At 45.4% G+C, this 14,402-nt stretch carries 11 protein-coding genes; 10 read left to right on the forward strand and 1 reads right to left on the reverse strand.

From position 1 onward, the window contains the following. Nucleotides 1–64 precede the first annotated feature (64 nt). Nucleotides 65–880, reverse strand: a complete 816-nt coding sequence (locus ACRD7A_RS13170) for a 2,3,4,5-tetrahydropyridine-2,6-dicarboxylate N-succinyltransferase (RefSeq protein ID WP_430811550.1) — start codon at nt 878–880, stop codon at nt 65–67. Between the two features lie 330 nt (nt 881–1,210). On the opposite strand from ACRD7A_RS13170, the gene ACRD7A_RS13175 reads away from it, so the two are divergent. From ACRD7A_RS13175 to ilvA, 10 genes are all read left to right on the forward strand, one after another. Continuing rightward, entirely contained in the window at nt 1,211–1,969 is a 759-nt protein-coding gene (locus ACRD7A_RS13175) for a hypothetical protein (protein WP_430811551.1), read from the forward strand. 574 nt (nt 1,970–2,543) lie between these two features. Continuing rightward, complete coding sequence (gene ilvD, locus ACRD7A_RS13180) at nt 2,544–4,373, forward strand: dihydroxy-acid dehydratase (protein ID WP_430811552.1); 1,830 nt, start codon at nt 2,544–2,546, stop codon at nt 4,371–4,373. Nucleotides 4,374–4,486: 113 nt separating this feature from the next. Continuing rightward, nucleotides 4,487–6,220 (forward strand): biosynthetic-type acetolactate synthase large subunit, encoded by a 1,734-nt coding sequence (gene ilvB, locus ACRD7A_RS13185; protein WP_430811553.1) that lies wholly within the window; start codon nt 4,487–4,489, stop codon nt 6,218–6,220. A gap of 103 nt (nt 6,221–6,323) precedes the next feature. Next, nucleotides 6,324–6,866, forward strand: a complete 543-nt coding sequence (ilvN, locus tag ACRD7A_RS13190; protein WP_430811554.1) for an acetolactate synthase small subunit — start codon at nt 6,324–6,326, stop codon at nt 6,864–6,866. 90 nt (nt 6,867–6,956) lie between these two features. Next, a complete protein-coding gene (gene ilvC, locus ACRD7A_RS13195; RefSeq protein ID WP_430811555.1) occupies nt 6,957–8,003 on the forward strand; it encodes a ketol-acid reductoisomerase in 1,047 nt (348 codons plus the stop codon). Nucleotides 8,004–8,132: 129 nt separating this feature from the next. Beyond that, nucleotides 8,133–9,629, forward strand: coding sequence for a 2-isopropylmalate synthase (locus tag ACRD7A_RS13200; protein ID WP_430811556.1), 1,497 nt, complete (start codon nt 8,133–8,135; stop codon nt 9,627–9,629). Nucleotides 9,630–9,724: 95 nt separating this feature from the next. Then, the gene (gene leuC, locus ACRD7A_RS13205) at nt 9,725–11,128 is read left to right on the forward strand and encodes a 3-isopropylmalate dehydratase large subunit (protein WP_430811557.1); all 1,404 of its coding nucleotides are present in this window, start codon (nt 9,725–9,727) and stop codon (nt 11,126–11,128) included. Between the two features lie 15 nt (nt 11,129–11,143). Then, nucleotides 11,144–11,743, forward strand: a complete 600-nt coding sequence (leuD, locus tag ACRD7A_RS13210) for a 3-isopropylmalate dehydratase small subunit (RefSeq protein WP_430811558.1) — start codon at nt 11,144–11,146, stop codon at nt 11,741–11,743. A 179-nt stretch (nt 11,744–11,922) separates the two neighbouring features. After that, on the forward strand, nt 11,923–12,987 hold the full coding sequence (gene leuB, locus ACRD7A_RS13215) for a 3-isopropylmalate dehydrogenase (RefSeq protein ID WP_430811559.1): 1,065 nt from the start codon (nt 11,923–11,925) through the stop codon (nt 12,985–12,987). Nucleotides 12,988–13,052: 65 nt separating this feature from the next. Next, nucleotides 13,053–14,333 carry a threonine ammonia-lyase gene (ilvA, locus tag ACRD7A_RS13220; protein ID WP_430811560.1) on the forward strand — a complete coding sequence of 427 codons (1,281 nt, stop codon included), beginning with the start codon at nt 13,053–13,055 and terminating at the stop codon, nt 14,331–14,333. Nucleotides 14,334–14,402: the final 69 nt, after the last annotated feature.

Here is a 14,402-nt window from a genome sequence, read left to right on the forward strand (position 1 = left end):
AGCCACCGAATGATAATCCAATGGCTTTGATGATATGTAGTATTTTTAATTACAGCATTACGCCTTAAACCGCTACATTATTATCGCGCAGTGCATCGTTAAGCGATGTTTTCTTATCGGTTGACTCTTTGCGTTGACCAATAATGAGGGCGGCAGGTACCTGATATTCACCGGCCGGAAATTTCTTGGTGATGCTGCCCGGTATTACCACCGATCGTGGAGGAACATATCCTTTATACTCTATGGGCTCCTCCCCGCTTACATCAATTATTTTTGTAGATGCCGTTAATACAACGTTAGCGCCCAGTACAGCTTCCTTACCTACGCGCACGCCTTCCACCACAATGCATCGCGATCCGATAAAGGCATCGTCTTCGATAATAACAGGGGCTGCCTGAACGGGTTCCAATACGCCACCAATGCCCACACCACCACTAAGGTGAACATTTTTACCAATCTGAGCACAGCTGCCAACAGTAGCCCAGGTGTCTACCATGGTACCGCCTGATACATAGGCACCCATATTAACGTATGAAGGCATCATTACAACGCCGGCCTCAAGAAATGCACCATAACGGGCAACAGCATGGGGTACTACACGAACACCCTGAGCTGCATAGTCTTTCTTGAGGGCAATTTTATCATGAAACTCAAATGGCCCTACCTCTATAGTTTCCATCTGCTGCGTTGGAAAATATAAGATAACAGCTTTTTTAACCCACTCATTAACAATCCACTCATCGCCATTGGGTGTAGCCACACGCAGTTCACCCTTATCAAGCTTCTCAACCACTGTTTTAATGGCTTCCACCGTAGACGCTTCATTCAGCATAGAACGATCGTCCCATGCTTTTTCAATTATGTTTTTTAAATCGTTCATTTGATTCTATTTTATTATTGTTACTATTGCTTTTCTATGGGCTTGCACTGCTTCATTTTCTACCGAAGTGTTTCTTATCACTCCAAAATAAAACAGCAACCTGCGTATTATGTTGTCAAGCAAAAATAGAGCTATTACTATATTATTCCTATAAAAATTCGGGATGAGCTTTTGTTTTAACGATTTAGTTTTTAGCTGTTAAAAGCTGTTAATTATTCGGTCGTTTGTTGAAAAAATAACAGCCCCACTGGCAGAAATAGTAACTTGAACCTGTTTATTGATGAAAATTTGAATGAGAATATCGCAGAGAGTACATTGAATTGGTAGGATATGAAAATTACAATACTTGGGAGTATGCTGTTTCTGATGGGGCTGATGGGCTTGCATGCACAGGATGAGGTGAAGTCACATCTGCTGGTAGCAAAAGTAGTGAAGCAGGATAGTATTACACCTGTGCCGTTCGCCTTTGTGGCTAATAGCTATACAGGATTGGGCAAAGAAACAGATGATGCAGGTATGTTTAAAATGTCGACGAACCTCAACGATACAATTTTCTTCCGTAGCTTGGGTTATGAAACGGCCATACTTAGGGTTAATGAGGCCATGCTCAATGATACACTTTTGTGGATAGTGCAGGAAAAAACGTACGAACTGGGGTCGGTAGATGTATTGATGTTTAAGTCCTATGCCTCGTTCAAGCATGCAATTGCTAATATGGATATGATGCCCGATAAAAGTATCGGCATGCCGATAACTATTGATATGCGCGAAATCAGGAGAGCCATAAAAGAGAAGTCGAATACTTTTGGGGTAGGTGTTGGTTTTGGTAGTGCACAAACGAGGGCAGAAAGGAAATATGCTGCTTTTCAGGCCAATGAAAAAAAATATGAGCGCTTTCGCGAGATGACTTCGCGTGAAAACATGCAGTACCTGACGAAGCTAGAGGGGGAGAAACTTGATGATTTTATGGTGTTTCTGCGTACAAAGCATCGCATTAATCCTGACCTTGATGATTATAAGATGATGGAGGCTATCAATCAGGTTTTTGAAGATTTTCTGGCACTTAACACCGATACTATTGCACAATAATACATCACCGTTTTGAACTTGCAATTAATGGGTGTAGTTTTCCCTGATTAACTACAATGTAATGCCCTGTGAATTAAAGTTTAGCATCATTAAAAGGTGGTTTGTAAATTATCTTATTTTTCGAACGAACTTTTTTATATGGGAAAATATTAAAAACAATAAGATAATAAGCCTGTAGAAATACTAATCGTAAATTATTTTTGCATTTTTCTAACTATTTTTTTGGTGTTTAAAAAATCAATCCTACATTTGCTAATGTAAAAAAGCAGAGCAATGTGTCGATCTTTCATGAAACAGGCACAAAAAAGATAAAATACTTAGATATTTCCAGTATGAAATTTAATCTATCACTCATTCTCAACATTATTATTATTCTCGTGGTCATTATTAGAACCTAGAGGAGTGAGAATGCTGTATAGATAAGTCAACGAATAGACGATTACGAAAGCCTTTCTCACATAACGAGAAAGGCTTTTTTTATGGATATTAACTTAACAAGCATGAAACGAAGTTTGAGCAAAAAGCTCACATCTGTAGGATTAAGTTTCGTGTGAGCTATGAAAATAAAAAATACATGAAAATAACATTACGAAGTGCAACATCAACTCAGGGACGGCGAATGGCGGGGGCTCGAAGTCTTTGGCGTGCCAACGGTATGAAGGAGCATCATTTTGGAAAACCTGTTATTGCAGTGGTTAACTCATTTACGCAGTTTGTGCCGGGTCACGTGCATTTGCATGACATTGGACAGATGGTGAAACAGCGAATTGAGGCCAATGGATGTTTTGCGGCTGAGTTTAATACCATTGCCATTGATGATGGTATTGCCATGGGGCACGACGGTATGTTGTACTCTCTGCCTTCGCGTGATATTATTGCTGACAGTGTTGAGTATATGGTGAATGCACATAAGGTAGATGCCATGGTTTGTATCAGTAATTGTGATAAGATTACACCAGGTATGTTAATGGCTGCCATGCGCTTAAATATTCCCACTGTTTTTGTGTCAGGTGGACCCATGGAGGCCGGTAAAGCCGGTGGTAAAGCCCTGGATTTGGTGGATGCTATGGTAATGGCCGCCGACGATAACGTGTCGGATGATCAAGTGGATGAGGTAGAGCGTAACGCATGTCCAACCTGCGGATCCTGTTCGGGTATGTTCACTGCCAATTCAATGAATTGCCTGAATGAGGCGATAGGACTGGCTTTGCCCGGCAATGGTACCATTGTGGCAACACATGTTAACCGTAAGCGTCTGTTCGAAAAGGCTGCTGATTTTATTGTTGACATCACCCATCGTTATTATGGAGAAGGCGATAAATCGGTATTGCCGCGTTCAATAGCCTCTTTTAAGGCTTTTGAAAATGCTATGACCTTGGATATTGCCATGGGAGGCTCCACCAATACGGTGTTGCATATATTGGCCATCGCTCACGAGGCTGGTGTTAATTTCACCATGGATGATATCGATCGTTTGTCGCGTAATACGCCCGTTTTGTGTAAGGTGGCACCCAATTCGCATTACCATATCGAAGATGTCAATCGGGCCGGGGGTATCATGGGTATCCTGGCGGAGTTAAACCGGGGTGGTCTATTGCATACAGATGTTAGTCGTGTGGATTACCCGAGCCTGAAAGAAGCACTGGCGGCCTATGATGTGATGTCGGAATCGATTAGCAACGAAGCCAAAGAGGTCTACACGAGTGCACCGGCCGGCATGTTTAATCTCACCATGGGTTCACAAAAAACGAAATATGCGGCGCTGGATCAGGACCGTATGAAGGGCTGCATTAGAAGTGTTGAAGGAGCTTACTTTCAAGATGGTGGACTGGCCGTGTTATTTGGTAATCTGGCGGAGAAAGGCTGTATCGTTAAAACGGCAGGTGTGGATGAATCCATTTTTACCTTCCGTGGTAAGGCGCGTGTGTATGAGTCGCAGGATGCGGCATGCGAGGGTATACTATCGAATGAGGTGCAGGCCGGCGATGTGGTAATCATCCGTTATGAGGGACCCAAAGGCGGACCGGGCATGCAAGAAATGTTGTATCCTACCTCCTACCTTAAGTCAAAGCACTTGGGTAAGGCCTGTGCCCTGTTAACCGATGGGCGCTTTTCCGGGGGTACTTCCGGCTTGTCCATCGGACACGTTTCGCCGGAGGCAGCCGGAGGCGGTAACATAGCTCTGGTGCAGAATGGCGATCCGATACTAATAGATATACCCGGCCGTAAGATTGAACTTTTAGTCAGTGATGAGGAGCTGGCGCAACGTCGAAAGGCCGAGTTAGAAAAAGGCGATGAGGCCTTTAAGCCGGTTCATCGCGAACGATATGTATCAAAAGCGCTCAGAGCCTATGCCAGCCTTGTTAGTGCGGCTGATCAGGGCGCTGTAAGATTGATTGATTAGTAGGCTGCCAGAGGCTCGAAACTAGATAATAGCCTCAGGGCATGATGAGCGAAACAATAACCATAATGGCACACGCTAGAAGCTAGATGCTAGCGGCCAGTAGCTTTGAAAAAATGGAAACACAAACGCAAACAACCATGGAAGCCAAAGAAACGACCAGGAAACGGATGAGTGGCTCCGAAGCTTTAATGCAGTCCTTATTGCATGAAGGAGTAGATCTTTTATTTGGCTATCCGGGTGGTGCAATAATGCCTGTATATGATGCACTGTACCACTATCAGGATAAGCTGAATCACATTCTAACACGTCATGAGCAAGGAGCTGTTCATGCGGCACAGGGTTATGCCCGCGTCACCGGCAAAGTTGGCGTTTGCTTTGTTACGAGTGGACCGGGTGCTACCAATGCAGTTACCGGCATTGCCGACGCCATGGTGGATTCGACACCCCTGGTGGTGATCAGCGGTCAGGTGGGTTCTGCCCTCTTGGGGACTGATGCTTTTCAAGAGACGGATGTCGTGGGTATTACCCAGCCCATCACCAAATGGAATTATCAGGTTAAAAGGCCGGAAGAGATACCGGAGGCCATCGCCAAAGCTTTTTATATTGCTCGTTCGGGACGCCCCGGACCGGTATTAATTGATATTACCAAAGATGCCCAGTTCGCCCAGTTTGATTTTGAGTATAAACCCACTAAAAAAGTGCGTAGCTACACGCCCAAAACAGCAGTGGACAAAGACAAGGTGGCTGAAGCGGTGCGTTTGATTAATCTGGCAAAGAAACCCATGGCCTTGGTTGGACAGGGTGTTGTGTTAGGTGGAGCTGAGAGCGAGCTGATGGAATTTCTGACAAAAACCGGGATTCCGGCAGCTTGGACTTTACTGGGTTTGTCGGCAATGCCTTCTGATTTTGAGCAGAATGTGGGTATGTTAGGTATGCATGGACATTATGGTCCTAATGTAAAAACCAATGAGGCAGATTTGATCATTGCTATCGGCATGCGCTTTGATGACCGGGTGACAGGCAATGTGCAGAAATATGCAACGAATGCGAAAGTGGTTCATCTGGAGATTGATCCGGCTGAAATCAATAAAATCATCTATGCCGATGTACCTGTTTTGGGTGATGTGAAAGAATCGCTGCCGATGATAACCAGCATGGTATCAGATAACCAGCATGAGGAGTGGTTGGCTGAGTTTAAGGCCTGCGATAAGATTGAGGAACAGAAGATTATTCAACCCGAGTTGCACCCGGTCAAAGAAGGTTTAACCATGGGTGAGGTGGTTCGCAGGGTAACCGAGAAATATGATGATGATGCTATTGTGGTTACCGATGTGGGTCAACACCAGATGATTGCCAATCGTTACTTCAAATTTAAGCAGACGCGCAGCGTGGTAACTTCGGGTGGGCTGGGTACCATGGGTTTTGGACTGCCCGCGGCCCTGGGCGCTAAGCTGGGGCAGCCCCACCGTCCGGTGTGTTTGTTCGTGGGCGATGGTGGTTTTCAAATGACTATTCAGGAGCTGGGAACCATTTTTCAAACACAGGCTGATGTGAAGATTATCCTGCTGAACAATAATTTTTTGGGGATGGTGCGTCAGTGGCAGGAGTTATTTTTCGATCGTCGATACGCCTCAACTGAACTGGTGAATCCTGATTTTCAAACCATTGCCCGAGGGTACGGTATTGCCGGAGAAAAGGTAAGCGATCGCGAAGATATGGATGCTGCCGTTGAGCGTATGGCACAGCATAAGGGTGCTTATCTGCTGGAAGTAGTGGTGGAAAAGGAAGGTAACGTATTTCCTATGGTACCCGCGGGAGCTTCGGTATCTGATATTCGTCTTGAATAAAGTAGATAATAGATTGTTAGATCATTAGACATTAAGAAGTAAGTCAGAAAGAATTGTCTATAAGTCGAGATCCTAGATGTCTCTAAATCTAAAAAAAGAAACAATGAAACAAGAATTTACCTTATCCATATACTCAGAGAACCATGTTGGCCTCTTAAATCAGGTGACCACCGTATTTACGCGCCGGCATATTAATATTGAGAGCCTGACCACTTCAGAGTCAGCCATTCCCGGTATTCATAAATTTACCATTGTGGTATTTACATCCCGCGAACAAGTCAATAAATTGCTTTTGCAAATTGAGAAACGTATTGATGTGATCAAGGCTTATGTGTTTACGGCCGATGAAATTGTGCATCAGGAAGTGGCTTTATATAAAGTAAAAACGGAGGCCTTGTTGAATGGTAATGAGATAGAAAGACTTGTGCGCCAGTATGGGGCGCGTATTCTGGAGGTGACCAAAGAATACACCATTATTGAGAAAACAGGGCATAAACGCGAAACGCAGGAGTTGTTTGATAAACTCGATCATTTTGGGGTACAGCAGTTCGTTCGTTCAGGCCGCATAGCCGTAACCAAACTCAAAGATGAGTTACTGTCCAATTATCTAAAGAAACTGGAAAAGGAAAAAAGCCTGTTGGATTAGTAACCAGGCATTAAAAAACAATTGATAATAGCTAGTAGCTAATTTCTGGCTCTAGTCTCTATAAAACGTAAACATTAATCAAATAAAATCATGGCAAAAATCAATTTTGGAGGCGTTGAAGAAAACGTTGTAATGCGGGAAGAGTTTCCTTTGGAAAAAGCACGCGAAGTATTAAAAGACGAAACGATTGCTGTTATCGGCTATGGCGTGCAAGGTCCCGGACAGTCGTTGAACCTGAAGGATAATGGTTTCAACGTAATTGTTGGTCAGCGTAAGGAATCAAAGACCTGGGACAAGGCCATTGCTGACGGATGGGTTCCCGGCGAAACGCTTTTTGAGATAGAAGAAGCGCTTGAGAGAGCAACAATTATTCAGTATCTATTGTCTGATGCCGGTCAGATTCAGATGTGGGACACGGTAAAGAAGCACCTAACGCCGGGTAAAGCGCTTTATTTCTCACATGGCTTTGGCATCACTTACAAAGATCGTACGGGTATTATACCGCCAGCCGATGTGGATGTGATTTTGGTAGCCCCCAAGGGCTCCGGTACTTCATTGCGCCGCATGTTTCTCGAAGGACGTGGGCTGAACTCATCCTATGCTATTTTTCAGGATGCTACAGGTAAGGCTAAAGACCGCGTTATCGCATTGGGTATTGGTGTTGGTTCGGGTTATCTGTTCGAAACAGATTTCAAACGCGAAGTGTACTCCGACCTCACCGGTGAGCGAGGTACTTTAATGGGATGTATTCAGGGTATTTTTGCAGCTCAGTATGAGGTGCTGCGTGCCAATGGTCATACTCCATCCGAAGCTTTCAATGAGACGGTGGAGGAGTTAACGCAGAGCCTGATGCCTTTGGTGGCCGAGAATGGTATGGACTGGATGTATGCCAATACATCAACCACAGCACAACGTGGTGCCTTGGATTGGTGGAAGCCTTTCCGCGATGCTACCAAGCCTGTGTTTGAAAAACTATATTCAGAGGTGGCTGCGGGTAATGAGGCTCAGCGATCCATCGATTCTAACAGTCAGCCCGACTATCGTGTGAAGCTGGAAGAAGAGCTGAAAGAGCTGCGTGAATCAGAGATGTGGCAGGCAGGTGCCGCCGTGCGTAAATTGCGACCAGAAAACCAATAATAAAAAATTCATCGGATGGCGCCCCAATAAATTACTGCCATCCGATGATTTTACCATTAGTTAACCGCTATTGGTAATAAGCCTTTTACTGGGGAAAGGAAATTCAGAAAACCATAAAAATGATAAATAATGGATAATAGAGTTTATATATTCGATACTACATTACGAGACGGCGAGCAAGTGCCGGGATGCCAGTTAAATACTATTGAGAAAATAGAAGTAGCCCGTCAGCTCGAGAAGCTCGGCGTGGACGTTATCGAAGCTGGATTTCCCATTTCCAGTCCCGGCGATTTTAATTCTGTAGTTGAGATTTCAAAGGCGGTGACTAATCCCACAATTTGTGCCTTGACGCGAGCCGTTAAAAAAGATATTGAGGTGGCTGCCGATGCCTTAAAATATGCTAAGCGCGGTCGTATTCATACCGGTATTGGTACCTCTCCATATCATATAAAATACAAGTTGAATTCCAACGAAGATGAGATTGTGGAGCGCGCCGTTGAGGCTGTCAAGTACGCCCGTCGTTTTGTTGAGGATGTGGAGTTTTATGCCGAAGATGCCGGACGATCGGATAATGCCTATTTGGCACGTGTGATAGAAGCGGTTATTGCAGCCGGTGCCTCTGTGATTAACATTCCGGATACTACCGGTTACTGCCTGCCACAGGAATATGGCGAAAAGATTGCCTACTTGATGAATCATGTACCCAATGTTGATAAGGCCATCTTATCTACTCACTGTCACAACGATTTGGGCATGGCTACTGCCAACACCCTTGCCGGCGTTGTTAATGGAGCCCGTCAAGTAGAGGTAACTATAAACGGCCTGGGCGAGCGTGCCGGGAATACTTCACTGGAAGAGGTGGTGATGGCTATGAAGGCGCACCATAACCTGGATTTTAAAACGGAGATTGATACACGCCAGATAATGAAATCCAGCAAGTTGGTTTCTACCCTGATGCGTATGCCTGTGCAAGCCAACAAAGCCATTGTGGGACGTAATGCCTTTGCCCACTCATCGGGTATTCATCAGGATGGGGTACTAAAAAATCGTGAAAATTACGAGATTATTGATCCTGCCGATGTAGGTGTCAAGGAATCGAGCATCGTACTGACAGCGCGCAGTGGACGTGCTGCGCTTAAGCACCGTCTGCATGTGTTGGGCTACGATTTTGTGGGCGATGAGCTGGACGATATCTATCAGCAGTTTCTGGACCTGGCCGATCAGAAAAAAGATGTGGCAGATGAAGATTTGGAAGCACTGGCCGGCAGTGAAAAAGAGAAGCAGGATCGCTCTATTAGGCTGGAGTCCTTGCAGGTGATTGCCGGAAGTTCCACTATCCCAACGGCAACAGTAGCTGTGAGCTTCAGTGGCGATGTGTTTACCGAGACGGCCTCAGGCAACGGCCCCATCGATGCTGCCTTCACTGCCGTGAAAGCCTTGGTGAAACGCAAGGTGCACCTTGAAGAGTTCCTGATTCAAGCCATCACAAGAGGTAGCAACGATTTGGGTAAGGTACATGTTACCGTGGAGCATAAAGGTCATACTTACTACGGATTTTCTGCTAATGTGGATATTATAACGGCATCGGTGGAAGCCTTTTTAGATGCTATTTCGAAAATAGGATAGTTCAATATTAGGCAGTAGTGAACAGGTAGAAGAAACTGTCAAGTGTCTAAAAAATAAGCGAGCGGCTAACAGCCAGGAGCTAATAGCTAAATAATATGGGAAAAACATTATTTGATAAAATATGGGACAGTCATGTGGTCAAGCGCATTGAAGGTGGGCCTAATGTCCTTTACATCGATCGTCACTTTATTCACGAAGTAACCAGCCCGCAAGCTTTCGGCGGTATTAAAGCACGGGGCGGAAAAGTGGCGCGTCCACAGCAGGTAGTTGCTACACCCGACCACAATATACCAACCATCAATCAGCATTTAAGTATTCAGGATGAGCTGTCTCGCCATCAGGTAGAAACGCTGAAAAAGAACTGTGAGGAGCATGGCATCACCATGTACGGCATTAACCATCCTTTTAATGGTATAGTGCACGTGGTAGGTCCTGAGCTGGGCATTACGCAGCCGGGTATGACCATTGTTTGCGGCGACAGTCATACTTCTACCCACGGCGCCTTCGGCAGTATTGCCTTTGGTATTGGCACCAGCGAAGTGGAGATGGCGCTGGCTACTCAGTGCATTATGCAGCCCAAGCCCAAAAGCATGCGCATCAACATAGAAGGGGAACTGGGCAGAGGTGTTAGTTCAAAGGATATTATCCTTTATATCATCTCTAAAATATCAACGGCTGGCGGAACGGGTTATTTCGTTGAGTTTGCGGGCTCTGCCATTCGTGGCTTGTCCATGGAGGCACGTATGACTGTCTGTAATATGAGTATTGAAATGGGGGCCCGTGGCGGTATGATCGCACCTGATGAAACCACCTTTGCCTATATGAAAGGGCGCGAGCAGGCGCCACAGGGCGAGCAGTGGGATAAGGCTTTGGCTCATTGGAAAACCCTGGTGACAGATGCTGATGCAGTGTTTGATAAAGAGTTGACCTTCGATGCTGCTGATATTGAGCCCATGATTACCTATGGTACCAATCCGGGCATGGGCGCTAAGGTATGCGGAAATATTCCAAGGCTGGACACCATTGGCGAAAGCTCAAGGGCATCCTTTCAGAAGTCGATGGAGTATATGGGTTTTGAAGCCGGCGATAAGCTGCAAGGTAAAAAAGTAGATTATGTGTTTGTGGGTAGCTGCACCAACGGACGCATTGAAGATCTGCGTGCTTTCTGTGAAGCAGTTAAAGGGAAGCAAAAAGCCGAAAGTGTTACGGCATGGATTGTACCCGGAAGTAAGCAGGTGGAGAAGCAGGCCATTGCCGAAGGTTTAAAGGATCAGCTGGAAGCAGCAGGTTTTGAGCTTCGTCAGCCGGGTTGCTCGGCTTGCCTGGCCATGAACGATGATAAAGTGCCGGCCGGTAAATATGCGGTGGCCACTTCAAATCGTAATTTCGAAGGACGCCAGGGACCGGGCTCACGTACTATGTTAGCCAGCCCTTTAACGGCAGCTGCTGCTGCTGTAACAGGGGTAGTAACGGATCCACGTACCATCTTTAACATTTAATCAGGAGGAGTAATTATGCCAATAGATAAATTTGTAAGTGTGCAGACATCGTTTGTGCCCATGCCCATTGAGAATGTGGATACGGACCAGATTATTCCGGCTCGTTTTCTGAAAGCGACGACCAAGGAGGGGTTTGGTGATAATCTGTTTTACGACTGGCGTTACGATAAGGACGGAAAGCCGAAGGCGGATTTTGTGCTGAATAACCCAAACTACAGTGGTTCGGTGCTGGTGGCCGGGAAAAACTTTGGTAGCGGATCGAGTCGTGAGCATGCTGCCTGGGCTATTGCCGGGTATGGCTTTAGGGCTGTAGTGTCCAGCTTCTTTGCTGATATTTTTCGCAATAACTCACTCAATAATGGGGTGTTGCCTGTTCAGGTGTCTGAAGTTTTTTTGGCCGGATTATTTAAAGCTGTGGAGGCTGATAATAAAGCTGAAGTGAAGATTGACCTGGAGCAGCAAATCATTACGAATGTCAGCACTGGCGAAACGGAAGACTTTGAAATCAATGCCTATAAAAAGAGCTGCCTCCTAAATGGATATGACGATATTGATTATTTGTTAAGTCTGAGTGATGAGGTGGAAGCTTATGAAGCCAAGGCTGTTAGGTTCTAAGAATGTTAAGGTAGAAGGGTAGAAGTGCAAAGTAGTGTTAAGGCGTTTAACCCGATAGAGAATTGAAATTTGATAATTATAAACTAGAAGGATGATATGAGACCGATCGATGATAAGATATTAGCTTATATCTTAATTAGGGTCTAAGGCTCTATTGTCTAATAATTTTTTATCTAAAAATGAAACTAAATATAGCAGTATTGCCCGGCGATGGCATTGGACCTGAAATAGTGGCACAAGCACAGAAGGTTTTGGATGCTGTGGCCACCCGGTTTAATCACGAAATAGTTTATACAAATGCTCTTGTGGGTGCCTCCGCCATCGACAAGGTGGGAAACCCTTATCCAAAGGAAACCCATGAAGTATGTTTGAAATCAGATGCCGTGCTTTTTGGTGCCATTGGCGATCCTAAATACGATAATGATCCAAGGGCAAAGGTACGCCCCGAGCAAGGCCTCCTGGCCATGCGCAAGCAGTTGGGGCTGTATGCCAATATTCGTCCGGTTACCACTTTTCCATCACTCATAGATAAGAGTCCGCTTCGGCCTGATATTGTTGAAGGTGCTGATTTTGTGGTGGTGCGTGAGCTCACCGGGGGTATTTATTTCGGCGAGAAGGGGCGTTCGGAAGATTTAAAGAAAGCTTTTGATACCTGTACTTATACTACTGAAGAGATAGAGCGTATCCTCAAGCTTGCTTTTTCCTACGCCGGAAAGCGGGATAGACGACTGACGGTGATTGATAAAGCGAATGTGTTGGCTACTTCACGCCTATGGCGTGAGACAGCGCAAGCCATGGAAGCCGATTATAGTGATGTTGAGGTGGATTATATGTTTGTGGATAATGCCGCCATGCAGCTTATTCAGTGGCCCAAAAAATTTGATGTGATGGTTACTGAGAATATGTTTGGTGACATCATTAGCGATGAGGCCTCAGTAATCACGGGTTCTCTGGGTTTGTTGCCTTCGGCATCGGTGGGTGTGCACACCTCTGTTTTTGAACCCATCCACGGCTCCTATCCGCAGGCAGCCGGTAAAGATATTGCCAACCCTGTTGCCACTGTGCTTTCGGCAGCCATGTTGCTGGAGTCCCTCGATCTGCAGGAAGAGGCCAAACTAGTGCGTCAGGCTGTGCTTAAATCATTGGATGAAGGCAAGGTAACCGAGGATATCGCCAAAGAAGGATTAGCCTGTAAAACATCGGAAGTTGGCGACTGGCTCGCCGCTTATATCAAGAATAATTAATAGCACTTAACCTGTCAGGAAATAGAATTCTGACAGGTTTTTGTTAAAAATACACCAGCAATAAAATGACAACGAAAAACGGAATAGCAGCTTTTGCAGATTTTTACCCAACTGTTGATGCTGTAAAAAAGGCCAAAGAAACGATCTCCGATGTGGTGGAGACAACGCCTTTGATGCGTAATCTTAATTTGTCGAAACAATACTGTGCCAATATTTGCCTCAAGCGAGAGGATCTGTTGTCGGTGCGCTCGTACAAAATTCGGGGTGCTTATAATAAGATTAAAAGTCTGACCAAGCAGCAGGTGGCTGCGGGTATTGTGTGTGCGAGTGCTGGTAACCATGCACAGGGTGTGGCTTACTCATGCCGCGAGCTGGGTATTAACGGATATATTTATATGCCGGCCACCACACCAAGGCAAAAGGTGAATCAGGTAAAAATGTTCGGACAAGGCTTTGTGGAAGTTGTACTGCAGGGCGATACCTTCGATGATGCCTATAACGCCGCTATGCAAGAGTGTACACGCACGGGACGTACTTTTATTCATCCCTTTGACGATCCACAGATTATTGAGGGGCAGGCTACGGTTGGCCTCGAACTTATGGAACAGGCCGATCAGCCGCTCGACTATATCTTTGTACCCATCGGTGGTGGTGGACTGGCTTCGGGATTGGGCGCTTACGTAAAACAGATAAGTCCAGATACCAAGATTATTGGTGTGGAGCCTGCCGGGGCTCCGGCTATGCACACCGCCATGAAAAAGGGAGAAGTGGTGGAGTTGCAGGATATTGATAAGTTTGTGGATGGTGCCGCAGTGCAACGGGTAGGGGCAACTAACTTACCCATCTGTCAGCGCGTACTCGATGATATTATACTTGTGCCCGAGGGAAAAGTATGCACCAAAATTTTGGAGCTCTATAACTATGAGGCCATCGTAGTAGAGCCTGCCGGCGCTCTTAGTATTGCCGCTCTTGATTTTTATGCTGAACAGATCATTGGTAAAAATGTGGTGTGTATATTAAGCGGCAGTAATAATGACATTACCCGCACCGAGGAAATTAAAGAGCGTTCCCTCCTCTACGAGGGGCTGAAGCATTATTTCATTGTTCGCTTTCCACAACGTGCAGGAGCCTTAAAAACCTTTGTGGATAAGGTGTTGGGCCCCACTGATGATATCACACATTTTGAGTATAAAAAGAAAACCGCACGTGCCATGGGCCCGGTGGTGATTGGCATTGAGATTCAAACGCCAGATGACTTTAATGGGCTCAAGGAGCGTATGGTACAGTATGGCTTTGTAGCAGAATACCTGAACGAACGGCCTGATCTTTTTCAGTATCTTATTTAGGGATATTCATAAGTTGACTTATATCTTTGATATCTAGATAATTATTACTATCTTAAAAGTATAACAAAA

The organism is Carboxylicivirga longa, from assembly GCF_050589825.1.
Taxonomy (GTDB): Bacteria; Bacteroidota; Bacteroidia; order Bacteroidales; family Marinilabiliaceae; genus Carboxylicivirga; species Carboxylicivirga longa.

What these genes read in the sequence shown, in the direction of transcription:
- ACRD7A_RS13170 (WP_430811550.1), bottom strand. Translation starts at nt 880, where the DNA reads ATGAACGATTTAAAAAACATAATTGAAAAAGCATGGGACGATCGTTCT.
- ACRD7A_RS13175 (WP_430811551.1), top strand. Translation starts at nt 1,211, where the DNA reads ATGAAAATTACAATACTTGGGAGTATGCTGTTTCTGATGGGGCTGATG.
- ilvD (WP_430811552.1), top strand. Translation starts at nt 2,544, where the DNA reads ATGAAAATAACATTACGAAGTGCAACATCAACTCAGGGACGGCGAATG.
- ilvB (WP_430811553.1), top strand. Translation starts at nt 4,487, where the DNA reads ATGGAAACACAAACGCAAACAACCATGGAAGCCAAAGAAACGACCAGG.
- ilvN (WP_430811554.1), top strand. Translation starts at nt 6,324, where the DNA reads ATGAAACAAGAATTTACCTTATCCATATACTCAGAGAACCATGTTGGC.
- ilvC (WP_430811555.1), top strand. Translation starts at nt 6,957, where the DNA reads ATGGCAAAAATCAATTTTGGAGGCGTTGAAGAAAACGTTGTAATGCGG.
- ACRD7A_RS13200 (WP_430811556.1), top strand. Translation starts at nt 8,133, where the DNA reads ATGGATAATAGAGTTTATATATTCGATACTACATTACGAGACGGCGAG.
- leuC (WP_430811557.1), top strand. Translation starts at nt 9,725, where the DNA reads ATGGGAAAAACATTATTTGATAAAATATGGGACAGTCATGTGGTCAAG.
- leuD (WP_430811558.1), top strand. Translation starts at nt 11,144, where the DNA reads ATGCCAATAGATAAATTTGTAAGTGTGCAGACATCGTTTGTGCCCATG.
- leuB (WP_430811559.1), top strand. Translation starts at nt 11,923, where the DNA reads ATGAAACTAAATATAGCAGTATTGCCCGGCGATGGCATTGGACCTGAA.
- ilvA (WP_430811560.1), top strand. Translation starts at nt 13,053, where the DNA reads ATGACAACGAAAAACGGAATAGCAGCTTTTGCAGATTTTTACCCAACT.